Origin of the sequence: Acinetobacter pullicarnis (assembly GCF_006352475.1) — a bacterium.
In the GTDB taxonomy this organism is placed as follows: Bacteria; Pseudomonadota; Gammaproteobacteria; order Pseudomonadales; family Moraxellaceae; genus Acinetobacter; species Acinetobacter pullicarnis.
Map to the genome: position 1 here is coordinate 1,557,568 of NZ_VCMZ01000001.1, position 25,561 is coordinate 1,583,128.

At 42.3% G+C, this 25,561-nt stretch carries 21 protein-coding genes; 15 read left to right on the forward strand and 6 right to left on the reverse strand.

Annotated elements, in window-relative coordinates:
- Positions 1-13: 13 nt before the first annotated feature.
- A complete protein-coding gene (locus FD716_RS06875; protein ID WP_139851599.1) occupies positions 14-1,510 on the reverse strand; it encodes a TolC family protein in 1,497 nt (498 codons plus the stop codon).
- A gap of 447 nt (positions 1,511-1,957) precedes the next feature.
- Here FD716_RS06875 and serC point away from each other — a divergent pair, with 447 nt between their 5' ends.
- A complete protein-coding gene (gene serC, locus FD716_RS06880) occupies positions 1,958-3,037 on the forward strand; it encodes a 3-phosphoserine/phosphohydroxythreonine transaminase (protein WP_139851600.1) in 1,080 nt (359 codons plus the stop codon).
- Between the two features lie 111 nt (positions 3,038-3,148).
- Here the strand turns inward: serC and FD716_RS18845 are convergent, their stop codons facing one another.
- Positions 3,149-3,301, reverse strand: a complete 153-nt coding sequence (locus FD716_RS18845) for a hypothetical protein (protein WP_171477000.1) — start codon at positions 3,299-3,301, stop codon at positions 3,149-3,151.
- A 744-nt stretch (positions 3,302-4,045) separates the two neighbouring features.
- On the reverse strand, positions 4,046-4,984 hold the full coding sequence (locus FD716_RS06885) for a hypothetical protein (protein WP_139851601.1): 939 nt from the start codon (positions 4,982-4,984) through the stop codon (positions 4,046-4,048).
- A 131-nt stretch (positions 4,985-5,115) separates the two neighbouring features.
- Between FD716_RS06885 and FD716_RS06890 the strand changes: the two genes are divergently transcribed.
- The 5 genes from FD716_RS06890 (at position 5,116) to FD716_RS06910 (ending at position 11,361) form a co-directional block, all read left to right on the forward strand.
- Positions 5,116-5,586 (forward strand): YaiI/YqxD family protein, encoded by a 471-nt coding sequence (locus FD716_RS06890; protein ID WP_139851602.1) that lies wholly within the window; start codon positions 5,116-5,118, stop codon positions 5,584-5,586.
- Between the two features lie 33 nt (positions 5,587-5,619).
- Positions 5,620-6,534: a DMT family transporter gene (locus FD716_RS06895; RefSeq protein ID WP_139851603.1), complete on the forward strand. Its 915-nt coding sequence runs from the start codon at positions 5,620-5,622 to the stop codon at positions 6,532-6,534.
- Between the two features lie 275 nt (positions 6,535-6,809).
- Positions 6,810-8,045, forward strand: coding sequence for a lipoprotein-releasing ABC transporter permease subunit (locus FD716_RS06900; protein ID WP_139851604.1), 1,236 nt, complete (start codon positions 6,810-6,812; stop codon positions 8,043-8,045).
- On the forward strand, positions 8,038-8,721 hold the full coding sequence (gene lolD / locus FD716_RS06905; protein WP_139851605.1) for a lipoprotein-releasing ABC transporter ATP-binding protein LolD: 684 nt from the start codon (positions 8,038-8,040) through the stop codon (positions 8,719-8,721). Before FD716_RS06900 ends, lolD begins: the two co-directional genes overlap by 8 nt.
- 258 nt (positions 8,722-8,979) lie before the next feature.
- The gene (locus tag FD716_RS06910; protein WP_323808199.1) at positions 8,980-11,361 is read left to right on the forward strand and encodes a DNA internalization-related competence protein ComEC/Rec2; all 2,382 of its coding nucleotides are present in this window, start codon (positions 8,980-8,982) and stop codon (positions 11,359-11,361) included.
- Between the two features lie 46 nt (positions 11,362-11,407).
- On the opposite strand, the gene FD716_RS06915 is transcribed toward FD716_RS06910, so the two are convergent.
- Positions 11,408-12,436: a lysophospholipid acyltransferase family protein gene (locus FD716_RS06915; protein WP_139851607.1), complete on the reverse strand. Its 1,029-nt coding sequence runs from the start codon at positions 12,434-12,436 to the stop codon at positions 11,408-11,410.
- A 135-nt stretch (positions 12,437-12,571) separates the two neighbouring features.
- Between FD716_RS06915 and sppA the strand changes: the two genes are divergently transcribed.
- Positions 12,572-13,588 (forward strand): signal peptide peptidase SppA, encoded by a 1,017-nt coding sequence (sppA, locus tag FD716_RS06920; RefSeq protein ID WP_139851608.1) that lies wholly within the window; start codon positions 12,572-12,574, stop codon positions 13,586-13,588.
- A 22-nt stretch (positions 13,589-13,610) separates the two neighbouring features.
- Positions 13,611-14,441 (forward strand): alpha/beta fold hydrolase, encoded by an 831-nt coding sequence (locus FD716_RS06925; RefSeq protein ID WP_139851609.1) that lies wholly within the window; start codon positions 13,611-13,613, stop codon positions 14,439-14,441.
- A gap of 101 nt (positions 14,442-14,542) precedes the next feature.
- On the opposite strand, the gene FD716_RS06930 is transcribed toward FD716_RS06925, so the two are convergent.
- On the reverse strand, positions 14,543-15,862 hold the full coding sequence (locus FD716_RS06930) for a peptidylprolyl isomerase (RefSeq protein ID WP_139851610.1): 1,320 nt from the start codon (positions 15,860-15,862) through the stop codon (positions 14,543-14,545).
- Positions 15,862-18,321 carry an LPS-assembly protein LptD gene (locus FD716_RS06935; RefSeq protein ID WP_139851611.1) on the reverse strand — a complete coding sequence of 820 codons (2,460 nt, stop codon included), beginning with the start codon at positions 18,319-18,321 and terminating at the stop codon, positions 15,862-15,864. Before FD716_RS06935 ends, FD716_RS06930 begins: the two co-directional genes overlap by 1 nt.
- Before the next feature lie 119 nt (positions 18,322-18,440).
- Here FD716_RS06935 and FD716_RS06940 point away from each other — a divergent pair, with 119 nt between their 5' ends.
- From FD716_RS06940 to lpxK, 7 genes are all read left to right on the forward strand, one after another.
- The gene (locus tag FD716_RS06940) at positions 18,441-19,457 is read left to right on the forward strand and encodes an aminoglycoside phosphotransferase family protein (RefSeq protein WP_139851612.1); all 1,017 of its coding nucleotides are present in this window, start codon (positions 18,441-18,443) and stop codon (positions 19,455-19,457) included.
- Positions 19,454-20,137: an N-acetylmuramate alpha-1-phosphate uridylyltransferase MurU gene (gene murU / locus FD716_RS06945; protein WP_139851613.1), complete on the forward strand. Its 684-nt coding sequence runs from the start codon at positions 19,454-19,456 to the stop codon at positions 20,135-20,137. The genes FD716_RS06940 and murU overlap by 4 nt, the downstream gene beginning before the upstream one ends.
- 91 nt (positions 20,138-20,228) lie before the next feature.
- Positions 20,229-20,861: a 16S rRNA (guanine(527)-N(7))-methyltransferase RsmG gene (gene rsmG / locus FD716_RS06950; protein WP_139851614.1), complete on the forward strand. Its 633-nt coding sequence runs from the start codon at positions 20,229-20,231 to the stop codon at positions 20,859-20,861.
- Between the two features lie 24 nt (positions 20,862-20,885).
- Positions 20,886-21,659 (forward strand): ParA family protein, encoded by a 774-nt coding sequence (locus FD716_RS06955; protein WP_139851615.1) that lies wholly within the window; start codon positions 20,886-20,888, stop codon positions 21,657-21,659.
- A gap of 3 nt (positions 21,660-21,662) precedes the next feature.
- The gene (locus FD716_RS06960) at positions 21,663-22,553 is read left to right on the forward strand and encodes a ParB/RepB/Spo0J family partition protein (protein WP_139851616.1); all 891 of its coding nucleotides are present in this window, start codon (positions 21,663-21,665) and stop codon (positions 22,551-22,553) included.
- 254 nt (positions 22,554-22,807) lie between these two features.
- A complete protein-coding gene (msbA, locus tag FD716_RS06965) occupies positions 22,808-24,538 on the forward strand; it encodes a lipid A export permease/ATP-binding protein MsbA (protein ID WP_139851617.1) in 1,731 nt (576 codons plus the stop codon).
- A 3-nt stretch (positions 24,539-24,541) separates the two neighbouring features.
- Positions 24,542-25,552 (forward strand): tetraacyldisaccharide 4'-kinase, encoded by a 1,011-nt coding sequence (gene lpxK / locus FD716_RS06970; RefSeq protein ID WP_139851618.1) that lies wholly within the window; start codon positions 24,542-24,544, stop codon positions 25,550-25,552.
- Positions 25,553-25,561: the final 9 nt, after the last annotated feature.

The window sequence follows — 25,561 nt, forward strand, 5'->3', positions numbered from 1 at the left end:
TTTCCTCGCAATCTTAACGAATAAAGTGAGTATTGGGCTGATTTACATAGCTTTGAAATGAAGCAATCGAACCATGGCTCTGCAACAAGGTTGCCAAAGACATCACATAACGATAGGCATTTAGTGCCATCTCACTGTCTAATGCATTTAACATATTTTGTGCATCAATCACTTCAGTCGCAGTCCCCATACTTTCTTTATAAGACAATTCTTGGATGCGCAAGTTTTCTTGGGCAGCTTTGATATTGCGTTGCAATAAGAGATGGGTGGCTTGTGCGGTGTGGGCTTCGTTATACGATCGGTAAATGATATTTTCAATTTCTTGTTTGGCGCGTTCGGTTAGCAATTCCGAGGCATAACGTTGTAATTCGGCAGCTTGGATATTTTTATTGGAGTCAATTCCAGAAAACAAGTTGTAGCGCGCCATCACCCCAACAATCCAATTGTTCTTGTCATCTAGACTATATTCACCGAAAGCAAAAATACTGGGTTTTTTGGCGGCACTCTGAATTTTGATATTGCTATTGGCCAGTTGGGTATCCATCTGCATTTTTCGAATCAGTGCAGACTGTTCTTGATAGCTTTTGAGTAAGCTCATCAAACTTTGATTTTGGGTGGAATTTACAAAGAGTGGCGTGGTTAAACGACCGACTTGCTGGGTTTGTAAGAGGTTATTTAGTTGAAACAGACTCGATCTTAAGGTGGAATCTGTATTTTGCAGCAAACGTTCGGCATTGTTTTTGGCAACTTCAAACTGCATGCGTTGGCCTTTATTAATAAAGCCCTGACGTTCTAATTTCAGCGCATTGTCATAATGACGCTGCACGGCATCAAAGTTAAAACGACTTGATTGCATTAATTTTTGTTGAAGTTGTACATTAAAGTAGGCTTGGATCAGCTCAAAGCGTTGCAGGTCTTGCTGTTGTTGGGTACTCAGTTGACTGCGTTGGGCTCGAATATTTGCCATTTCTTTGGTGGTGCTGGTGATTCCGCCCGTATAGATCGGCATCATCACTGAAACGGTTGGCCGTATCACTTGATCTTCAAGTGAAATATTGGCTTTGTTGGGAATCATGCCCACGCCATCATGAATGGCTTGACCGATACCCGCTTTGATCGGGCCTTGAATATCATTTGGAATATTTCCCGATTGATCAATTTGGTTATTTATATTCTGAGACAAATTGTTGTCTAAATTATTTTTAAATTTTTCGAGCGGGACATCGACTTGGCTGTGAAAAGCATAGGCGCGAACATTGAGGTCAACACGTGGTAGCCCTAAACCTTTCACTGCCTGTGCCTCAAGTTGTGCTGCTTGTTGTAGGGCTTCACTGGCTTGAGAGCTAAAAGATTGAGTGAGAAAACTTTGTTCTGCTTGGGCATAACTTAAGTCTTCAGCATGTGTAAATGCACAGACTGCCAAACCAAGCGCAGCGACAAGGCTACGCTGTAGGGTACACCATTGAAATAATGCATTTTTATCGAATGCAGGATGAATTTTTATTGGCATTGACTTCAAGATCCTACGCAATAGTGCTGCTCTTTGTTTAAGCTGAACCCAGCCGTTGAAAAAAAGTTAATTAATCAAAGTGTTATTTAAATGTGTTGCTTCGAAATTTTCTAGCATAAACAATAGCATAGAATGCCATTCTGAATCAAAGTTAGTATATTTACTCTATACTTGATTACGGAGATCGCTGTTAACGAGGAATTATCCGCCAGTTGTCTGCTATATAGAAACTTGATCCTTGAAAGATAAGGCAAAAAAATAATTTTAAATGCAGGAATGCTGCGGAAATACTAAAAAGATCAAGCAAGGTAATTGATTTAATGAATTTAAATGCCAAACAAGATTGATATAACAACTGCGAATAATCCAGTAAACCTAATGTAACGCCGTGCAATTTATGGTTAAATGCAGTCTTTCATTTTGTCCATCGTTATAAAGGGAAAAATCATGCGCGCGTACAATTTCTGTGCTGGTCCTGCTTCACTACCTACTGCCGTTTTAGAAAGAGCTCAACAAGAAATGTTGGATTGGCATGGTAAAGGCTTATCCATCATGGAAATGAGCCACCGTAGTGCCGATTATGTTGCTGTGGCTGAAAAGGCTGAGGCAGACTTACGCAAATTAATGAATATTCCTGAAAATTATAAAGTGCTGTTTTTACAAGGTGGTGCTTCTTTACAGTTTTCAGCAATTCCACTGAATTTGTTGGGTAAAAATAAAAAAGCGGATTATATCCATACTGGTATTTGGTCTGAAAAAGCACTCAAAGAAGCGCAGCGTTACGGTGATATTCATGTGATTGAAGCCGGTACGCAAGTCGATGGCAAACTTGCTATTAAAGCGCAAAGCGAATTGCAGTTCTCAAATGATGCTGCTTATTTGCATTATGCTGAAAATGAAACCATTGGTGGTTTACAGTTTGATTATGTGCCAGAGACGCATCTTCCTTTGGTTTCAGACTTGTCTTCAAGCATTTTGTCCGCGCCACTTGATGTTTCAAAGTTTGGTTTAATTTATGCGGGTGCGCAAAAGAATATTGGGCCAGCGGGTCTTACTTTAGTGATCGTGCGTGAAGATTTACTCGATCAAGCCAATCCAGAAATTCCATCAATTTTAAAATATGCAGCACAAGCGAAAAATGATTCGATGGTAAATACTCCATCGACGTATGCTTGGTATCTTTCAGGTTTGGTTTTTGAATGGTTGCTTGAACAGGGCGGGGTTGATGCGATCCATAAAATCAATCTTGAAAAAGCTAAACTGCTGTATGGCTATATTGATTCAAGTGATTTTTATCAAAACCCGATTGCGATTCCAAATCGTTCCATTATGAATGTGCCCTTTACGGTTGCAAATTCGGATTTAGAGAAATTATTCGTAAAAGAAGCTGAAGCAAACCATTTGTTAAATCTCGCTGGCCATCGTTCAGTCGGTGGTATGCGTGCCAGTATTTATAATGCGGTGCCGCTTGAAGCTGTTCAAGCCTTGGTCAACTTCATGGATGACTTTGCAAAGCGTAATGCTTAGAACTTAAGCGCTCGCGATAAAAAAGCCCTCAGTTCATTCACATGAGGGCTTTTTTTATACATGCACGACTGTCGTCAGTACTGCTCAATTTGGTTTAATGGGTTGCTGCGATTAACTGGTTGGAAACAAACCTAAAAAGTGAATGATCATTGCTGAGAGAAACATGCCGAGTACAAAAAAACAGCAGGCAGCTTTGTCTACACGCATATGATAACGGCGGTCTTGTTGAATTAGACTGGTTGAATGTTCTGGTATAATTTTCATCTCAGAGCCTAGATTATAAAATTATTGTTAAATGTAACTTGGTTTGGTTATTTTTTAACATATTTGAAGCTTTAGATAAAGCAAAATTTTAAATATATTAAAAATTAGCCAAATATCTAGATTTATTATGCCTTAATCAAAACAAAAATTTGAATTTAAAATAGCAACTTTGAATAAAATATGTGGATAACTTTTATAATATATAACTCTGCCGATTAAAATATCCACAGCTCAAAATAAAATCATAGTTTACTAATATTTAAGTGTTTGAATTTAATCTTATAAATTCCACTATATCAATTCCATCTTTGCTGGGTTGCTGAATTTTTTGAATTTAAAAATAATATTGGGCTTAAGCATTTTTCCAGAATGATTGGGGCTGTACTTAATCCAAGCATTGTTTTAAAGCATAAAAAATTATGTACTTCCACGTGTAGGCATTAATGTTTTGAATGTTGTTGCATGACTGTTGAAAAAAATTATTATAGCGAATGTATGCAGGATAGAAATGCGGGCATGTATAAACATCGGTTAAACACAGGTTATTCGATATTGGCGAGGCTCAAAATAAACTCGATTTAAACCAGAAGGCAGTAATGACTGATTGGCAATAAGAGCGTTTGCAAAGCCTTTTTGTTTTTCTAGCAAAAGTTGAAAAATAAAAAGGCTTTGCATATTGTTAAAAGAGCGCTATTCCTACATTACTTCAGCGCTACTAAAATTATTAATACGGCCTACGGCCAGTTAAACTGCGGCTGCTTCAGCAAATAAATGTGCTTGAATCCAAATATTACCGCGGATGTATTGGTTGATTTCAAAATCATGTTGATCGGATTGTTGGGTTGCAATTCGAATTAATGTCGCCGGATGATTTTCATCTAAGATTAAAGTTACATCGTAGAGTATATATTTTTGTTGCATAAACTCGGTATGGCTTTTACCAACAATTTTCCCTTGAAACCAGGCTTCATCTTCTTGTCCCATGGTTTCACCATAGAGATAGGCCACCATTTTAGAAAAATCAACGGTTACGGGTTCTTCATCTTCCGGTGTTTTTGCTTGCCAAGCATCAATTTGTTCTTGCAGATTTGGGGGGGCAACACCGTCATTTTCGGCCAGAATTTGATTTAAGGCACGATGATGCTTAATTGAAGCGGGGTCATCCACGATGATTTGATCGTGATCTGCTACTTTTTCAAGTTGATAGGCCCAAGCATTGAGTTGTACTTGATAGTTTTGATCTTTTTTATAGTGGGCTTGATTCACGCTATACAGGGTGTCAAAAGCATAGACGGTACTTTGATCATTGAGTTGTAGTTGTAGCACCGCTTGGGTGTTTGATTGACAACGAATAATTCGAGTCACTTGCGCATTGAGGGCATAGGGACTGGTGAAGCTCGGAAAAGCGGTCTTGACCGCTTTCGGCTTTTGCGATTCAACCGCAATCACTTGATTGACTTGAATATCCATTCCCGCAGGACCTTGGATCAGCCACAGATCCTCATTCATTTCACATTCTTTTCGGCATAGACCCATTGGAGAGATGGGCGAATCGAGACTTAGACCTAACCATTTCGGTACTTCAGTGCTGGCTTGCGAAGTCAGTAGCGTCCAATGTTCAATATGGCTGCCAAAGTTCTGATCTTCTATAAGTATAGTTTCTGGTCTATTTTGATTGTTCATATGCTCGATTTAAAAATTGAGTGAATTATTATATTAAATCGAGGGTAATTTACTGATTTCAAGTCTACAAACGCAATTTAGCCAAGGTATTTGCTAAACTAGCATTATGCTGACCGTTTTAGGAACCATTTGTGCTGCATTTTAAACTCTGGGTTGATGCTGACGCATTGCCTAAAATATTGAGAGAAATTATTTTACGCGCTTCGGACCGTTATCATTTGCAAGTCAATTTTGTCGCAAATCAAGATATCGGGATTCGGCCGTCGGTTAGAATCAACTTTATTCAAGTATTGAGTGGAGCAGACCGCGCTGATCAGGAAATCGTTGAGCGTATGCAGCAACACGACATTGTGATTACCCAAGATATTCCACTGGCGGCACAGGTGATTGAAAAAGGCGGTGTTGCAATTAATCCACGTGGTGAGGTCTATACCGAAGCCAATATTAAAGCACGTTTGCATCTACGTGATTTTATGGATACTTTGCGTGGTGCAGGGGTGCAGACTGGTGGACCACCACCAATTTCAGAACGTGATAAACGTGAATTTTCTAGCCATTTAGACCAAACCATTCTTAAACAAAAGCGTAAAACACAAAGCTAAAGCGCTTTTCTATACGTCTCTGGATACCAACGCATGCCTTCTCAGACAAACATTATGTTGACCTATGGATTATTGGTTTTCATTTGGTCGACGACGCCATTGGCGATTGTTTGGAGTGTGAGCGACCTACATGTGATGTGGGCCTTATTACTGCGCTTTTTTATTGCCTTGCCACTGGCTGGGCTATTATTGATCGTGTTAAAAGTAAAATTTCCGCTGGATCGTACCGCTTGGCACAGTTATGTGGCAGGTGCTTTTAGTTTGATGGGATCACAGGCCTTTACCTATGCCGCCGCACAATATCTCAGTTCGGGCATGTTGGCCTTGATGTTTGGTTTGGCCCCGATTATGGCGGGCTTGATTGGACGTTTTGGCTTTGGACTGCGTTTGCAACGTCTGCAATGGTTGGGAATGTTGGTGGCGGTGTCTGGCTTGGGCATTATTTGTTTGGGCAGCGATCAAAGTCAACAAGTGCATCCATTGGGCATTTTGTTGATGTTGATCAGTGTATTTAATTATGCGCTCTCGATTTACTGGGTTAAAAAAGTCAATGCGGATATTGAACCCGTCGCGCAAGCAACCGGCTCAATTTTTGTGTCGACCTTGGTTGCCTTGATGATTTTACCGTTTATTTGGCAACATGCGCCCGATCATTTTCCTTCACTCAAATCGAGCTTAGCGCTACTGTATGCAGTGGTGATGGCATCGTTGATTGCAATGTTCTGTTATTTCAAACTGGTTCAAAATATCAAAGCCACGTCATTGTCATTGACCACTGTGATGACCCCGATGTTGGCCATGTTGTTTGGGGCGATTTTTAATCATGAATATCCAACGGCTTGGGTGTTTTTGGGGGCAGCAGTGCTGATTAGTGGCTTGGTACTGTATTTTTATCAAGATATCGTCGCCAGCCGTAAACGTGCGCATCGCCTCAAGGCAAAGATTTAACTTGTTGCAGCGCGTATTTTGGCAATTTATTGATCCTACAGATTAAATTGTTCTAATTCGTATTCTAAGGCCGGATCAAATTGATCTAATTCAACAACTAGTAGAAAATAGCGTGGCAGTAAAAAACGGATCTGCAAGATCATGTAGCGCAAGCGCATCTGCAATGATCTCTGCATCAATCCTCAAGGCAACATCAATAGCACAGAGCACTGACCTTGCGTCGTACTCGATTGATGTTGTGATATTTTCATAAAAACACCTCGGACTAGATTGGTATGTTTAAACCTATCTCGCTGTATATTGGGTTGAGATATACTCGCGCACGGCGTAGCAATCACTTTATTTCTTTTATTGCCTTGGTTTCAATGATCGGGTTGACTTTGGGCGTGGCGGTGTTGATTACCGTTTTATCTGTGATGAATGGCTTTGACCGTGAATTGAAAAACAGGGTGCTGGGGATGGTTCCTCAAGCGACTGTTTCTTCGACCGCGATCTTAACCGATTGGCCAGTGCTTGCGAATAAAATCAAACAGCATGAACATGTTGCAGGCGTTGCCCCATTTACCCAAATGCAGGGGATGTTGACCGCACAAGGTCAAGTGTCTGGCATCATGGTCACGGGGATCGAACCAGAATATGAAAAACAGGTTTCCATTATCCATGAAAATATGGTTGAGGGGAGTCTAGAAAAACTGAAAAAAGGTGAGTTTGGGATTGTTCTCGGCAAACAAATGGCAGACTCATTGGGCCTCAGCCTGAATGACAATGTGACCTTGGTACTGCCAGAAGCAACCCCATCTCCAGCTGGGGTTGTGCCACGTTTTAAACGTTTTAAAATTGTCGGTATTTACAGTATTGGTGCGGAAGTTGAATCAACTTTGGGTTATATCGCCTTAAATGATGCTGCGACCCTATTGCGTCTGCCCGATGGCGCGCAAGGGATTCGGATGAAGTTGGATGATATTTTCTTGGCACCGCAAGTCAGCCGTGACATCGTGAAAGATCTACCACCAAACTTCTATGCAACGGACTGGACCTATACCCACGGTAATTTGTTTAGTGCGATTCAAATGGAAAAAGCCATGGTCAGCCTGTTGCTGTTCCTGATTGTGTTGGTGGCTGCATTTAATATCGTATCTTCCTTGGTGATGGTGGTGACGGACAAAAAATCTGATATTGCGATTTTAAGAACTCTGGGTGCATCGCCTGCCACCATTACCAAAATCTTTATGGTGCAAGGCACAGTAATTGGGGTGGTGGGTACTGTTGCTGGTGCAATCTTAGGGATTGCATTTGCATCAAGTATTAGTGGTCTGATCGAGTGGCTCAATAATGCCTTCGGTTGGCACTTGTTTGATGCTTACTTTATTAACTATTTACCGTCCTATCTCCGATGGCAAGATGTCACACTGATCGTCTGTGTTTCATTGGTGCTTAGTTTTCTTGCGACGATTTATCCAGCCTTACGTGCTGCCAAAATTCAACCTGCGGAGGCATTGCGTTATGAATAAGGTGGTATTAGAAGCAAAGAATATTGCAAAACACTTTACTGATGGAAAGTCGACGGTTGAAGTGATCAAAGGCTTATCGATTCAAGTGCATGCCGGGGAGTTTGTTTCGATTGTTGGTGCCAGTGGCTCTGGTAAAAGTACTTTGTTGCACATTCTAGGTGGCCTCGATCGCCCAACTGAAGGTTTGGTGATGTTGAATGGTCAACGGTTTGATAGCCTCAATGAAGCAGAGCGTGGTTTTCTACGCAACGAACATTTAGGCTTTGTTTATCAGTTCCATCATTTGTTACCCGAATTTACTGCGCTAGAAAACGTTGCGATGCCATTGATGTTACGTAAAAACGTCAACTTTAAGCAGGCAAAGCAACGCGCTGAACATTTGTTAGAACGAGTAGGTTTGTCACATCGTTTGACCCATCAACCAGGTGAGTTATCCGGAGGAGAGCGGCAGCGCGTTGCTTTAGCCCGCGCTCTCGTCACTGAACCGAAATTGATGATGGCAGATGAACCGACTGGGAATCTAGATCGTAAGACGGCAGCCAATATCTTTGAATTGTTGACTGAGTTACAGCAAGAGCTAAATATGGCGATGCTGATTGTGACCCACGATGAGCAGTTGGCAAAATCGGCTGATCGTACTTTACATATGGAAGATGGTCTGTGGGTTGAGCACTAGGCTGCGTTAACAAGGTCTGACGGATATCATCTGATATCCAATAGAAACCGATCAAATTGATATGAAAGCCCATGTAAATGGGCTTTAATTTTTTGCATCAAAAAAACATTGCGGCTCAACATGGCAATTATAAAAAGACGCACTGATCGACTCTATATATGACGCACACGACTCAAGTGTGTTTGCGTGGTCAGCCTTAAGATGACAGCTCTGTTCATGCTGCTAATAAGCTGGATTGCTGGGATCAGTAGCATGGGCATGTCTTGGGTCAGCCAGCTCCAACCGATAATGTTCGCGATGCTTGGAATCAGTTTGATGTTAAGCATATTGCCTCGGTTTGATTTGCGAAGGATGCACAGCCCGCTCTGGCGATCTATCCGTTTATGTACTTGGATGCTGAGTATGGCTTTGCTTGGTGCGGTCTATGCAGATCAAGCCTTAACCAAGCGTTTGGCGCTGCGTCATCTTACACAGCAACCCGTGACTGCGATTATCTATGTGGATGCGATTGCACAAAATGCCCAAGCCGATCCCAATCGTTGGCAACATCTGGTTTGGGTACTCAATCAACAGCGTGTGCCGGTACATTGGCGGATCAATTATCCAGCCAAGGCACAACAAACGCCACTGCTTGGCCAGTATTATCGGGTGACGGGTCAAGTCAAAGCGGCACACAGCTATGCAATCGCTGGGGTGTTTGATCAAGAGCGCTGGTGGTTGCAACAGAATATTATGGGGAGCTTGCAGGTAGAGACCATTCAATGGTTGAGCCCTGAACAAGTCGCAGCATTGGGTTATCGGGACTTTGTGCATCAACAGCAGTCCTTATTTGCACGAATGGCTTTGCAGGTTGCAGTACAGCGACTGAGTTTTAGAGATTTTATTGCGACACATCCATTCCAAAATTCAGGGTTATTGCTGGCTTTGTTGACAGGGGATGAGAGCTTACTTGCAGCAGATACACAGCAATTATTTCAAAGGCTGGGTATTTCACATCTGTTGGCCATTTCAGGGCCACATGTATTGATCTTTGCCATGCTCTTCTGCTTTGTGTTTATGCGATTGCTTCATTGGCTTTGTCCATTACTTTTACTGCGGATCGCCCGACCTTATTTATTGGTGTTGCCATTCTTACTGTGTGTTTGGTTCTATGCTGCATTGGTCGGTTTTGAAATTCCAGCCTTACGCACCTTAGTCAGTGTGCTGTTGATCAGTGGATTTTTGCTGATGAAGCAGGCCCTAGCACCGCTCAAGATTTTGCTGATCAGTGCCAGTCTTTTATTGTTATTTGACCCCTTTAGTGTGTTGTCTGCTGCATTTTGGCTGTCGTACGGGGCTTGTTTTATTTTGCTGCGGGTCTATCAGTCTTTGCAAATTCAGCGTACCAGAAAGCAACCTGCACACACGACATGGCAGTCATTTTGCTCATTTTTGTATCTGATGACCCTGTCGCAATGGAAAATTTTTATTGCGTTAGCACCGTTGATTATTTTGATGTTCCATCAAATTTCTTGGCTTGCACCGATTGCCAATTTTATCGCAGTACCGATGATTGGCAGTTTAATTGTACCGATTGAGGTCTTGGCAGCCAGTATAAGCCTGTATTTCCCTCGGTTGGCTGTGTATGGATTTCATCTTGCCGATTGGCTGTTACAGGCGTTGTTGCAGGGGCTTTTGTTTCTCGATCGTTATGCGCAGATAGGGCAGCAATATTTTGCCTTTAGTACTTGGCAAATCATAGGTTTAAGCATTGTTGTGGCGATGCTGTTGCTACCACAAGGGCTATTGCCACGTGCATGGATTGGCCTCGGTGCGCTGGCCTTGGCATTTTCACATAAATCACGGTCCGAATTTGAATTGAATATTTTAGATGTCGGCCAAGGACAGGCGATCTTTTTGGCTTTGCCGAAGCAGCAGATGATGATTGATGTGGGGGGTAAATATAACGAACAGCAATGGGGTATTGGTCAACAGGTGATTGTTCCCTATTTAATGGATCAAGGGATTTCGAGTTTAGATCTTGTGATTTTGTCACATCTGGATCAAGACCATAGCGGTGCTTTTGATTATATTCGCCAAGTTATTCCAGTGCAAAAACTGTATTCAAGTGAAGATGATCCACGCTTTGAAGGCATAGATTTTAATTATTGTTATGCAGGGCAGCAATGGCATTATGGGCAAATCAAGATAAGCGTGCTTTCACCACAGCAAGATCAATTGCAGCAAGCGCATCAAGATAAAAATGAACATTCATGTGTGATTTATATACAGGTACCGCAAGCAACACCATTTCAGAATTTTTTGATTATGGGCGATGCTGGTTGGAAAACAGAATATCAACTGTTACAGCAATATCCCGATTTAAAAGTCGATATCTTAGTGCTGGGTCATCATGGTAGTCGGCACAGTTCTTCTTATGCCTTTTTAAAACAGTTGCAGCCCAAGTGGGCCGTAGTTAGTGCTGGCAAGGACAACCGTTATGGGCATCCGAATCCAATGGTATTGGCGCGTTTAAAAGAGCTGTCAATTCCTGTATTGAGCACCATTGAATACGGTTCTGTTCAATTTTACTTGGATCGGCAGCAGATGAAGTGGCGTGTATATCGCGATCAACGGCGTTGGCTCAAGCAGCAACGCTGAAATGCATTGTTGCTATAGAGATCAACATACGGTTTTGATCTTACGTTTAACGCTCCAATGATGCGGTCGTTTCAATGTCGGCTACGGTGGTATCGATTGCTTGCTGTGCGAGGGCGAGTAGGGCTAAATGTTGTTGTTCGGCATGCTCGGCACGGACTTGAGCGACCTTGGCAATGGCTTCTGCTTTGGGCAGTTGATAAATATTGCCTAGGCTTGGATTGGCTTTGAAGCGTTTATAGCTCCAGTGATAATGTTCAGGATAGCGTTGGATCAACTGTTCTAAGCTGTGATGAATAATGGCTGTACCCGCTTGGGCGTTGACCTGATAGATATTTTCGTCAATTGGCTCAATATACATATGAAAATCTGAGCTTTCATTGCGTATTGCATAGATGAGCAAAGCACGGGCTTTGGTTTTTTGAATAAGCTTGGCACTTAAACTACTTGATGCCAAGGGAACACCAAAGTAATCGATCATCTCTCCACCGACATTTGGGGTATGGTCTGGCAAAATTGCAGTGGTGCCACCTTGTTTGAGTGCCTTGAAAATTTGACGTACCCCAGAATCATCGGTTGGCACGAGAGTGGCACGTTCACGGCTTCTGGCCGCACGTACAAATTGATCGGCCTCTTCATTTTTAATGGGTTTATACATAATCGTCATTTGACTATATTGTGCTAGCCAAGCATTCATCACTTCCCAAGTTCCAAAATGCGGCACAATCAACACCAAGCCTTTGGCTTCCGCAAGCGCTGCATGCAGATAATGCTCACCTTCAACTTTTGCGATTCGGGCAATATTTTTTTCATTGCTGCTGCCCCAAATACTAAAAAACTCCATATATGATTGCAGCTCATTGCGGATCGCAGTACGGGTAACATATTCGCGCTGTTCGTGATTGAGTTGATGTAAACAAATTTCGATGTTGAGGCGAATGGTTTGCGAGGTTTTTGTAATATGCAGTAAATTGACAATAGCAGCCAATACACGCGCAAACAGGCGTGAAAATAAAATTGATCGGCGACTAAAAAAGTGAAGAAGTCGTCTGGTTGTATTTGATTGTTTTATAGTCATTGAGAATCAAAACTTATTTCTAAAGAAAATAATATGGTGAATATCCGGATATTATAAGTTAAATCGTATGGATTAAACAGTTTAGAGAGAAAGCTTGTATATAATGTCGGCTTAACTCTTATTTGGATTGTCCTTATGTCCGATTGGCCACCACAAACACAGAATGAAAAGAGCAAAACCCCAAGTGCTGGAGAAGAATGGCAAATTTTAGAAAAAGCCGTTCTCGCTTCAGTCGAGGAACAACGCCGCAGTCGTCGGTGGGGCATATTTTTTAAATTCATCACCTTTACTTATATTTTGATTGTACTGGTGTTTATGATTAAAGCTTGCAGTATGTCCACGGTAGATGAAACGGCCATGTCCAGTTCAGATGCGCATTTAGCCGTGGTTAATATTGTGGGTACCATCGATTCGGGTAAACAATCCGTTAATAGTACAGACACCATTAAATCATTAAAACGTGCCTTTGAAGCGAGCAGCAGTAAGGCTGTTGTGCTGAATATTAACTCTCCAGGTGGCTCACCAGTACAGTCCGATGATATTTGGCAAGAGATCACTTATTTGAAAACACAAAATCCAGATAAGAAAGTTTATGCTGTGATTGGTGATATGGGTGCATCCGGTGCGTATTATATTGCTTCCGCTGCCGATGAAATCTGGGTGAATCCTTCAAGTTTAGTGGGATCAATTGGGGTGATTATGCCCAATTACGGTATTTCTGCTTTAACGCAAAAGCTGGGTATTGAAGATCGTACGATGACTGCTGGCAGTAACAAAGATATGCTGAGCATGACTAAGCCTATTCCAGCGGAGCAAAAACAACATATTCAAGCCTTGTTAGATAATGTGCATTCACATTTTATTGCTGCCGTAAAAGCAGGTCGTGGTAAAAAACTGCAATCAGATGATCCAAATATTTTTTCTGGCTTATTTTGGACTGGTGAACAAGCGATTAAATTGGGCCTTGCAGATAAGCCTGGCAACATTGAAAGCTTAAAGCGTGAACTGAAAGTTGCAAAAACTGTGAACTATACAGTCGAACGTAGTCCATTCGATTCGATCTTAGGTCGTGTAGGATCAGAAATGGGGCAGAGTCTCGGTGAGTCAGTAATGCAACGCCTTGAGACACAGCAAGAAGCCAAATTGCAATAAGTCAAAGTTGTAGATGAAAATAATGAATAGTACAAAACCCGTGATTCATTTTGCGCACGCCAACGGCGTGCCATCCAAGGTCTATCAAAAGTTATTTGATCAATTGAGTGATCAATATGAGGTCGTATATGTACCATTGATTGGGCCAGATAAACGTTATCCGATTACCAATCAATGGCCACATTTGGTGGATCAGATTATTGATAGCATGGTTCAGCAGGGTAAAGGTCAGCCAGTGATTGGTTTAGGCCACTCTCTGGGATCGGTCTTAACTTTAATGGCGTCTTATAAACGTCCTGACTTGTTTTCACAAGTGATTATGCTTGATCCGCCTTTAATTGTGGGGCGGCATGCTTTTGCTTTTCATATGGCAAAGTTATTCCATCCTAAAACAGTGGATAAATTAACCCCTGCTGGACTTTCGGTACGACGCCGTGATCATTGGGATTCTCGTGAGCAAGCCAGTGAATCATTACGTCCTAAAGGTTTCTATAAAGACTTTGATCCAGACTGCTTCCAAGCCTATATCGATTTTGCTTTAACAGAAGATCCTCTGCGTGGTGGGGTAACACTAACCATTCCTAAAGCCGATGAAGTTGCTATTTTTAGAACCAATCCCTCCTTGTGGTGGTTGCCGACACCGAAGCCTAAAATGCCCGTGCATTTGCTGGTGGGGCAGAACAGCGCATTTTATAAACGTGGCTTTCCGCAACTGACTCAACGCAAACTCGGCATTCCATTTCGTGTGACCGAAGGTGGACATATGTTCCCACTTGAGCATCCAACCGAAGTCGTGGCGTTACTGAAAAGCTTGATTCAGCAGCAAGCAACGACTGCAAACGAAGTGTCCTAAGCCTCAATAGCGCTAAGCTAATAAAGTAAAAACCCTCATTGCACGCAATGAGGGTTTTTTAATGGGGCAGATCAGATCTTGCCGCAGACAAGCCGAATGGCTTATTTTTTTGCTTTGGCTTTAGGATCGAGACTTGGATCTTTAATTTCAACATAGGTATTGGCACGAAGCTCACGAAGCCACCCGTCTAATTCAGAATCAAACTGGCGTTCACCCAGTGCTTGGCGTGCCATACGTTGTTGATATTCTTTGGTCATATCTTGTTGGCGAGTATCGGTCACTTGAAGAATATGCCAGCCAAATTGTGTTTCGAAAGGCTGACTGACTTGACCCACAGGAATTTTTTGCATGGTTTCGTCAAATTCAGGCACCATCATGCCTGGGCTAACCCAGCCGAGGCTACCACCATCGCGTGCAGAACCTGGATCATTCGAATAGGTTGCAGCCAAAGTCGCAAAATCATCTCCAGCATTAATACGGTTATAAATGCTTTCGATCATTTGTTTGGCATTCTCAGGTGTCACCACCTCAGAGGTTTTGATCAGGATATGGCGGGCTTGGAACTGTGGTACCAAGGCTTTCTGATCGTTGCTCTTACGCTCAAGTAATTTTAGGATGTGAGTGCCATCTTGTACTTGAATGAGTTCGCTGGTTTGACCAGGATTCAATGGCGTCACGCGTGCAGCTAGCTCAGGAGGAATATTCGATAAAGGTCTAAAGCCCATATCCGCCGCTTCAACCTTGATGTTTCCAGTACTGTATTTTTTGCTAATCGCATCAAAGTCATTGCTTTCATTTAATGCCGCTTTAACCGTAAGTGCTGCTTTTTTTAATTCAGCAGGGGTCGCATCACCCGAGACTCGGAAATGTAGGACATGTACTTGACCGCCAGTTACTGCTTGGCCTTCAGGCGATTTTAAGTAGTTTTCTACATCTTGATCACTGATTTTAATCCGTGACATGACTTGTTGTTGGCGTAAGCGCTGAATTTGCATATCGGTAGCAACACGCTCACGTAATACGGCATAAGTACCTGGTGCAACAGTATCTAATTTTTGTTGAAAAGCGCTTAAACTGTTACTGCCTGATTGAGCCGCAATTTTAAGCACAGCATCATTGAGTGCATTTTCATCAACTTTAATACCGTAGCGTTTTACTTGCTCAAGTTGTGAGTGTTGTAATACCAACTGGTTTAAAATTTGGCTACGTAAAATCTGCTCATCTGGGATTTGTTTGTTTTGCGCATTAAGCTGATAAATCGCTTCAGCGACGCCTTGCTCTAAATCACTTTCTAAAATTGCACTGTCACCAACAATGGCAATGACTTGGTCGCTAGGTTGGGCAAAAACTGGCATTGCTGCAGCAATGACAAAGGCCAAAGTGGTTGCTTTAAAGAGTTTTTTTAAATTGTGCGTCTTCATTAATGTGTCCAAGATTGATTTACTTTATCGTAGCCGAGAATCCGATTTTCCATGAGAGAGCTTAGTTTGTTGTTTAAGTTCCCGAGTCCTTTTAATGTAAATTCGGCCATAATTGCGCGTTTTGGTTTAACATTTGGGTCATTAACGTTATCTAAATCGTTATAATATGAACGCCCATAAACAGAAACGCCCCAACAACACGATTCATAATTTACACCGAGTAGATATTCACGAGCAACATTGTTCTCTATATCGTATTGCAGGTTCCCCATAATACGCCAGTTATTTTTAATTGGCTGTATGAATGAAGCCATCACTTGGTCATAGGCCAGTTGATGGCCGGGTAGGTTGTCCCGATAGAAATAACCGATGTTATAGAGATTACCTTGATCACCGGTATAATACACTTGGAAATCGCGCTGTGCGTTATTCCCATTCGATAGCCATGCAGCATTGGCTGAAACACTATAGTGGGTTGACAATTGGCTTGAGAGACTTAAGATTGGGCCCGTGCGTTTTTCAGTGTCAAATTTATCACCTTTGTTCAGCGTGACTTTACGATCTGAAAAATAATGACTTTGACCAATACTGGCTCGTAATCTTTCTAGGCCAACGGGGTCAAATAAACTATAACTGATCCCCAGTGACAAGAAGTTATTGTCTTCTAGTCGGTCATGGCCATAAAAACGATAAGGATTAAACAGCTGATCATAATTCATTGACGCGGTGGTTGAGTCAAAATTTGGATAGCCATCCTGATTTTTATATTGTGAATAGGCGTAAAATGCACGTGGAGTAATGGTTTGTAAGAAATTCCCTTCACGTTCAAAGGTCAAACCAGTATCCAAGGTGAATTGCGGCACCACCACCGATTTATTTTCTGAATCAGAAGTAAAGCTGGTGTTTTCCTTAGTTTCTTGGTCATAGAAAGTATTTAAGGTTCTGACCGAAACTTCCGGGATTGCAAAGGCCCAGGTGTTGCGGAAATTATAACGTGCCGCAAATTGGTTATATAACCGTGTACCATTGGGTTGAACCTGATTGTTTGTATTTAGACCATTTGAGCTGTCTGGATTAATATTCTTTCTAAAGTAGGCCGTGTCGTTATTAAACTCATATTCAAAGCCCAAAGGATTGCCCGTGACATAATTGACCAGCAACTGTGGAAGACGTGCATATGGACGGTCAATTTGGGGAATGCTTTTATCTAAGGTTTGGAAGTCTTCAACTCGAAGTTTGGCATTTAGGCCAGGAATTCCATTGCCATAGTTGAGTTCCCAAGCACGACGTTGGTTTAATTCTGTTTTTGAGTTTGGATTGTTGTCTAAGTCGGTGAAGAAATCTTTATCAGAAACGTAGTTGTATTCGATATTACTCGACCATTGGTTATTGATTTTCCAATAGTGCAAGACATGTAAATCTTTACGGTCGTTATCGTTATAATCACGGTCTGAAGGGAGATATCCACCCCAAATTCGACCTGTACCAAAGTTTTCAGTTAAATAGCGGAACTCACCATTTAGCATTACCCCACGGCTAGAATACAGCAGAGGTGTAATGGTCGCATCATAGTTAGACGCTAAGTTTAAATAAACCGGTGCCCCAACTTGGAACCCCCCCTCATTGCTATAACCGAAGGAAGGACTGAGTAGTCCAGTGGTTCTGCGATCATCAATCGGGAAGTTGAAATATGGAATCGCAAGAACGGGGATGTCTTTAATATAAAGTTTGGTGTTTTTTGTGGTACCACGGCCAGTTTCTTCATTCAGCTCAATTTTTTTGGCTTGAATTTTCCATGTCGGCTTTTCATCTGGCGGGCAGGTGGTATAGCTAGCATCATCTAACACCACAACACTGGGTGAGACGCGTGAAATATTTGCAGCCTGACCATGTGCTTGGGTTTGTTCCGAAATATAAAAACTATTTTTTAATTGACCCGTTTGATCTTTTAAGTTGTAAGCAATTTGATCGCTTTGCGCAATCAGGCCACCTTGTGCCAGCTGTACATTACCTTTGGCATTGGCAAAGGTTTGGGTTTGATCAATGGTGATTGCATTGGCACGAATCATTCGACCTTGTTGGTCGATAATGACATTACCTTCAAGAACGGAATCACCGTTTGGGTTGTAATAGGCATTGTCGGCAGTAATCACTGAACTACCGTCGCTGGCAGCAACAGTTTCACTTTCTAAGCTAAAAGGGGTGACCCAAGTGTTTTGACACCAACGGCTATTCCCCGTGCTTGACTCACGAATCTGTGCCTGCGCGGAATTTTTGTCGACATAATATTGCGCGTAGAAATCTTGGCCGGGGTAGCTTTCTTTGATTGCTGCTTTGAGCTGTTGATTATCAGGGTGCAAATCTTCTGGGTTAGATTCAGCATAGCTTGACAAAGAACTACCGCAAAGTAGGGTCAAAATAGCAGTCGCTAAAGGATTAAATTTAAACTGGTGCTTCATTTGTCTCATTAACCAAGTATGCAAATCGCAATTAATTGTTCTCGCATCATAGAGAAAAAGTAGATAAGTAGCTACACTTAGCACTTCAAAAAATCAGCCTGAATTAGATTTAATCGTAAATGAATACACAACGCGAACATTTAATCGAACAATGGGTGGCATCTGTACTCGATTCAGATCAATACCAAATCAGTTTTTTAGCTGGCGATGCAAGTTTTCGCCGTTACGCACGAATCCAACTGAATAATAAAACATTTATGCTCATGGATGCACCCCCTGAAAAAGAAGATTGTGCACCCTTTGTGAAAATTGATGAATTTTTTGATCTGCATGGTGTGCGTGTTCCGCATATTATCGCCAAAGATTTACAGTTGGGTTTTTTATTACTTGAAGACTTTGGCGATGTCTTGCTGAGTAGTCTGCTCAATGCAGAAACTGTAGATCGTTATTATCAGCAATGTTTTAAACAGTTGGTCCAATTGCAGGCGATTCAAAACCATGCCGATTTCCCAGCGTATTCGTATGAGAAATTATGCAGTGAAATGCATTTGCTGACGGAATGGCTATTGCCTGCCTTGCACGTATTACCCACTGCTGAAGAAACACAGGTGATTGAACAGGCCTTTGATTTTCTAGCGAATGCTGCGTTGGCTCAGCCACAGGTGATTGTACATCGTGACTTCCATAGCCGTAATTTGATGAAACTCGCCGACCAAGATGAATTGGGGGTGATTGATTTTCAAGATGCGGTGATTGGTGCAGATACCTATGACTTAATCTCATTGACCCGCGATGCCTATGTGCAATGGGAGCCTGCGCGCGTTTATCGTTGGTTTAATGAATTTTATGACTTGTTACCTGCATCGGCAAAACAAGGTCGTGACTTTATTCAGTTTAAACGCGATGCAGATCTAATGGCAGTGCAGCGCCACATTAAAATCCTCGGTATTTTTGTGCGTCTTTTTGAGCGTGATGGCAAATCGGGTTATTTAAATGATCTACCACGGGTGATGTGGTATTTACTGCAAGAAACGCAAGAGATTGCTGAATTACAAGCGTTTATTGGATTTATGCAAGCACGGGTGATGCCCGCATTTGAACAAAAATATGGCAAGTATCAAATGGTGAGTGTATGAAAGCGATGATTTTAGCGGCGGGTATGGGCAACCGTATGCGTCCGCTGACTTTACATACGCCCAAGCCCTTGCTCCCAGTTGGAAATAAGCCATTAATTGTTTGGCATATTGAAAAACTAAAAGCGATTGGTGTGACCGAGATCGTGATTAATACGGCCTGGCTTGGTGAAAAACTGCTTGAAGCATTGGGTGATGGTTCGCAGTTTGGGGTGCAGATTTATTGGTCACATGAAGGCGAAGGGCTTGAAACGGCAGGCGGTATTATTAATGCCTTGCCTTTGCTGGGTGATGCACCGTTTATTTTGCTAAATGGTGATGTTTGGACCGATATGGATTTTAGCGGATTGCTTGAGGTTGAGTTAGCCGATAACTTGGCACATTTGGTCTTGGTCGATAATCCCGCACAGCATCCCGATGGTGATTTTTGTCTCAGCCAAAATCGCGCTTATTTGTTTGAGCAGCAACAACCCGGTGAGCATTTAACCTATAGCGGTATTGCGGTTTATTCTCCACAATTATTCAAAGGTTTAGACGCTGGTAAGCGTGCGATGCTGCCGATCTTCAAACAGGCCATGCAAAATAAGCAAGTCAGTGCTGAAAAAATGCAAGCAAGATGGGTTGATGTGGGGACGCCAGCGCGTTTAGCTGAGCTAGATCAGCAACTTTCTGCCAGCATATAAGGTCAAATGCATAATTACTCATCATTGAAGGGTGTTCCACGCGATAGAAATCGGTATACTTCGAACTAATTCTTATAAATGTTGCGTATTTATGCATCCTTTCTTTCAAGCTCTAAAGCAAGACAGTCAAAAGCTTGGCCTACAGCTAAGCGATGAAGCACTGCAAGCTTTACTCCAGTATCAAGACGCTTTGCTTTTGTGGAACAAAGCCTATAATTTGACCGCAATACGTCAGCCGAAGGAAATGTTAGTTAAACATTTACTCGATAGTCTAAGTATCTTAAAAGCTTTGCCTGCTGGACGTTTGCTCGATATTGGAACCGGTGGTGGTATGCCGGGCATGATCGTTGCGTTGACGCAACCTGAACGCGAATGTGTGCTACTTGATTCAAATGGGAAGAAAATTCGTTTTCTTACTCAGTTTATCGCCGATTTAAAATTAAAAAATGTAACGGCAGTACAAACCCGGGTTGAAAATGTAGAGAGCATTCAAAGCCTCGGTCAATTTGATGTTATTACCAGTCGTGCTTTTGCATCATTGACTGATTTTGTCGATGCCTCAAAACCGTATATGCATGCAAACAGTCAGATTGCAGCCATGAAAGGTCTGGTACCACAAGAAGAAATTGACGCCTTAGCTGGACAATGGCAATGTGAAACCATCGCATTGACGGTCCCGCATTTAGACGAACAACGACATTTACTGATTTTAAAACAAATTTAAGACTTAATTAGGATTGGGATTCGCATGGCTCAAATTATAGCAATCGCCAACCAGAAAGGTGGCGTTGGTAAAACTACGACAGCGGTTAACTTGGCAGCTTCGTTGGCTGTATTGAAAAAACGAGTTTTACTGGTCGATATGGATTCCCAAGGGAATGCGACCATGGGTTCAGGCATTCAAAAAAATGATCTGCTGTATTCAATTACCGATGTGATGCTGGGTGAAGTGCCACTGAGTACGGCAATCTATCAGTCTGAAGTGGGTTATAAAGTTCTGGGTTCTAACCGTGATTTGGCCGGTGTGGAACTTGTAATCGCTGAGCAAGAAGGCCGTGAATTTATTTTACGTGAAGCGCTGAAAGAAGTTGAAAAAAACTTTGACTATATTTTAGTGGATTGTGCACCGAGTTTAAGTTTGATCACCGTGAATGCTTTGGCTGCAGTCCAAGGTGTGATTATTCCAATGCAATGTGAATATTATGCATTGGAAGGCTTGGCTGATTTAACTCAAACCATCGATAAGATCCAACAGGCCTTAAATCCTGCACTGGAAATCGTAGGGGTGGTGCGCACCATGTATGATGCGCGAAATGCACTGACTCGTGATGTTTCTGCCGAGTTGGAGCAGTATTTTGGTCAAAAGCTTTATGATACCGTCGTACCACGTAACGTACGTTTGGCTGAAGCACCCGCACATGGCTTGCCGATTATCTATTTTGAAAAAAGCTCGAAAGGGGCGATTGCCTATTTAAATTTGGCAGCAGAAATTTTGAAAAAAACCACAGTGAAAAGGAAGTAAAACATGACCATTAAAAAACGCGGTTTGGCAAAAGGTCGTGGTTTAGATGCATTACTGGGTTCGATCCAAAAAGAAAAACTTCAGCTTGAAGCACAAGGCGTTGATCATGGTCAATTAAAACAAATTGATGTTGGTCAGTTAAAACGTGGTGCCTATCAACCCCGTCGCTTTATTCACGAAGCAGATTTGCAAGAATTAGCCGCATCGATTGAAAAACATGGTGTGATGCAACCCATCGTGATTCGACCCGTCGATGATGCAGAGCATCCTTTTGAAATTATTGCCGGTGAGCGTCGTTGGCGTGCGGCACAATTGGCTGGGCTAAAACAAGTGCCTGCGATTGTGCGTGACCTCACCGATCAGGTGGCGATTGCATTGGCGCTGATTGAGAATATCCAGCGTCAAGATTTAAACCCGATTGATCAAGCCATGGCATTACAGCGCTTTCATGAAGAGTTTGGTTTAAGCCATCAAGAAATTGCCGATACCGTGGGAAAAGCCAGAACCACCATCAGTAACTTGTTGCGATTACTCAGTTTAAATGATGATATCAAACAGTTGATGCAAGAAGGCCAGCTGGATATGGGGCATGCACGGGCCATTCTGAGCTTAAAAGCAGAGGCACAAATGAAAATTGCGCAGATTGTGATTGAAAAATCGCTTTCTGTGCGTCAAACCGAGCAATTGGTGCGCGAATGGAATGCGCCTAAGCAACCTGCTGCCAAAGCATCATTGTCGAGTGACTTGGAGCAACTGACTCAACAGCTTTCAGAGCGCTTTAGTGCCAGTGTTAAAATTGATCACAACAAGCAAGGTAAGGGGAAGTTGGTCATCCATTATCATTCTTTGGATGAGTTAGATGGAATTTTAAACATCTGTTTGCCTGAAAAATAAAAGTAACCACCGACTTTAGATGTCTCTAAAGCCGGTGGTCATAACAGAAAAATGCGATATTACAATCACCTTTGCACAGCTATTGATAAGCAAGGGTGAGCAATAAAACAATATGATCACAAGATTGCACGCAATTAAAGTCGTGATAAACTCGGCAGGGTATTGCGAACGCATTTGCAATTGCTATCGATTCAAGATGCTACTGATTTATTATTAATCTGTGTACCGAAGTTCCTTCTCGAGGTTATTAACGAGTGAAACAAGATTTTAAGGTTTATATTCGCCTACTGGCTTATTTAAAGCAGTATTGGGGAGTAGCACTGCTGATTCTGCTTGGTTTTGGGATGAATGCAGCAACAGAAGTATCTGTTGCCAAGTTATTACAATTCATTATCGATGCCATTCAAAACGGTAACCGTGAAAATCTGGACTGGTTTCCTGCATTAATCGTTTTATTGATGTTTATCCGTGGCGTGGGATTGTTCATGGGGGGCTATTTTACCGCCGTGATCTCCAGAAGTCTGGTGTTTCAGATGCGTCAAGAGGTCTATGCCAAGCTTTTAAGACTCCCGAATCAATATTATCTCGATAACTCTTCCGGTCATATTACCGCCAAAATTATGTATAACGTGGAGCAAGTGACTGCTGCCTCGTCAGAATCATTAAAGGCGATTGTCAAAGATGGTTTGATTACCGTGGGCTTGCTGGGTTACTTGTTTTATAGCAATTGGCGTTTAACTATTTGTATTTTTATTTTCTTGCCGATTATTGGTTTGCTGGTACGCAAAGCGGGTAAGCGTATGCGTAAGCTGTCGATTGAAGTGCAAGATACCATGGGTGACGTTAACCATGTGGTACAAGAAAGCATCAATGGGCAAGCTGTCGTGAAAAGCTTTATTGGTGAAGCCAGCGAGCAAAAACGCTTTTTCCACCATTCTGAACAAAACTTAAAACGCAGTTTGAAAATGGTGGTGGTGCAAAACCTCAACAGTCCCGTGGTGCAATTGGTGATTTCAATTGCCATGAGCTTGATTGTTTGGATTGCGCTGCGCCCACAGATTTTTGGTGATACCACTGCCGGTGAGTTTGTTGCATATATTACCGCTGCCGGTTTATTGGGTAAGCCGATTAAAAGTTTGACAGACGTCAATGAAAAACTACAACGTGGTCTTGCTGCTGCACATTCAGTGTTTGAGCTGCTTGATTTGCCGGAAGAGAAAAATACTGGGACACAAACACCGAAATTACGTGGTGACATTAAATTTGAGCAGGTCAACCTAACTTATCGTGGTGATATTCATGCGATTCGTGATTTCTCACTGAATATTCAAGCGGGACAAACCGTGGCTTTAGTGGGGCGCTCAGGTGCAGGTAAAACCTCATTGGTGAATATGCTGACTCGTTTTCAAGAAATCAGCACAGGGCAGATCTATTTGGATCAAACCCCGATTCAAGAGATTGAATTAGAATGCTTGCGTTCTCAAGTTGCGATGGTTAATCAGCAAGTGGTGCTCTTCGACCGAACAGTACGTGAAAATATTGCCTACGGGCAGCTTGAAGGTGCCAGTGATGAGGCTATTGTTGCAGCAGCAAAAGCAGCCTATGCACATGATTTCATTATGGCTCTGCCACAAGGTTATGATACTCAGTTAGGTGCACAAGGTCTGTCTTTATCGGGTGGTCAACGTCAACGTGTTGCAATTGCACGTGCGATTTTGAAAAATGCCCCGATTTTAATTCTAGACGAAGCCACCAGTGCCTTGGACAATGAGTCAGAACACTTTATTCAAAAAGCTTTTGATGCCGCGATGCATGATCAAAATCGGACCACCTTAGTGATTGCTCATCGACTTTCAACCATCGAAAATGCGGACTTGATTGTGGTAATGGACAAAGGACAAATTGTAGAGCAGGGTACACATCAACAACTCTTAACTCAAAAAGGTGCATATTATCAATTGCATCAAAGAAATTTTGAGGAATAAGTGATGAGCATTGCGCAGCATTTGCAAAATGCTTGGCAACGTCAAGCCAAGTGGTTGATTGTGCTGCGTCCTTTGTCATGCTTATACCGTTTTGGTTTTCTGCTCAACCAGCAACGTTATCAGTTGGGTCTTAAAAAAAGTTATCTCGCACCAGTGCCTGTGATGGTGATTGGTAATATCACCGTGGGTGGCAGTGGGAAAACCCCATTACTGATTCAATTGGTAAAATATCTGCAAGCAAAACAGATTCGAGTCGCTGTAATTAGTCGTGGTTATGGTGGTCGAGGGCCTTTTCCTGTTTTACTTCAGTCAGATTCATTACCGGAAATTGTAGGGGATGAACCTTGTCAAATTGTACAAGCAACAGCTGTAGCGATGGCTGTTGGTCCCAATCGCCAAGCCAATATTGAGCTGTTGTTACAACACGGTACGTATGATCTGATTATCAGCGATGATGGCTTACAGCATTGGGCCTTACAACGCCAGCTTGAATGGATTGTGTTGGATAATCAGCGTGGTTTAGGCAATCAAAAATTATTACCTGAAGGCTATTTGCGTGAACCGCCTTCGCGTTTGCAACACAGTACTGTAATTGAGCATGCACAGGCGCCTACACAAGCGCTCAATATGCATTTGGCCGTTGCAGCACCCTATCTTTTGCAGACCATCCCCAATCAACCCGCCCAGTTCGATGCCACATTGCATTATTGTGCTTTGGTGGGGATTGGTTTTCCGCAACGTTTTTATCAAACGTTGCGGCAGATGGGGGTGAGTCAATTTCAGCCACATGAATTTCCAGACCATCATGAGTATGTGCTTGAAGATTTAGATTTTGCGACTGGGCTACAGATCATCACCACTGAAAAAGATGCAGTGAAACTCAAAGCGCTATTACAACATTATCCAGATTTTAAGCGCCCAATTTGGGTGGTGCCTGTGACAGCAGTCTTGTCTGATGCCTGTTATATGTTGTTAAATCAACAGTTACAGCAATTGGGCATAGGGATTGATTAAGTAGATTTG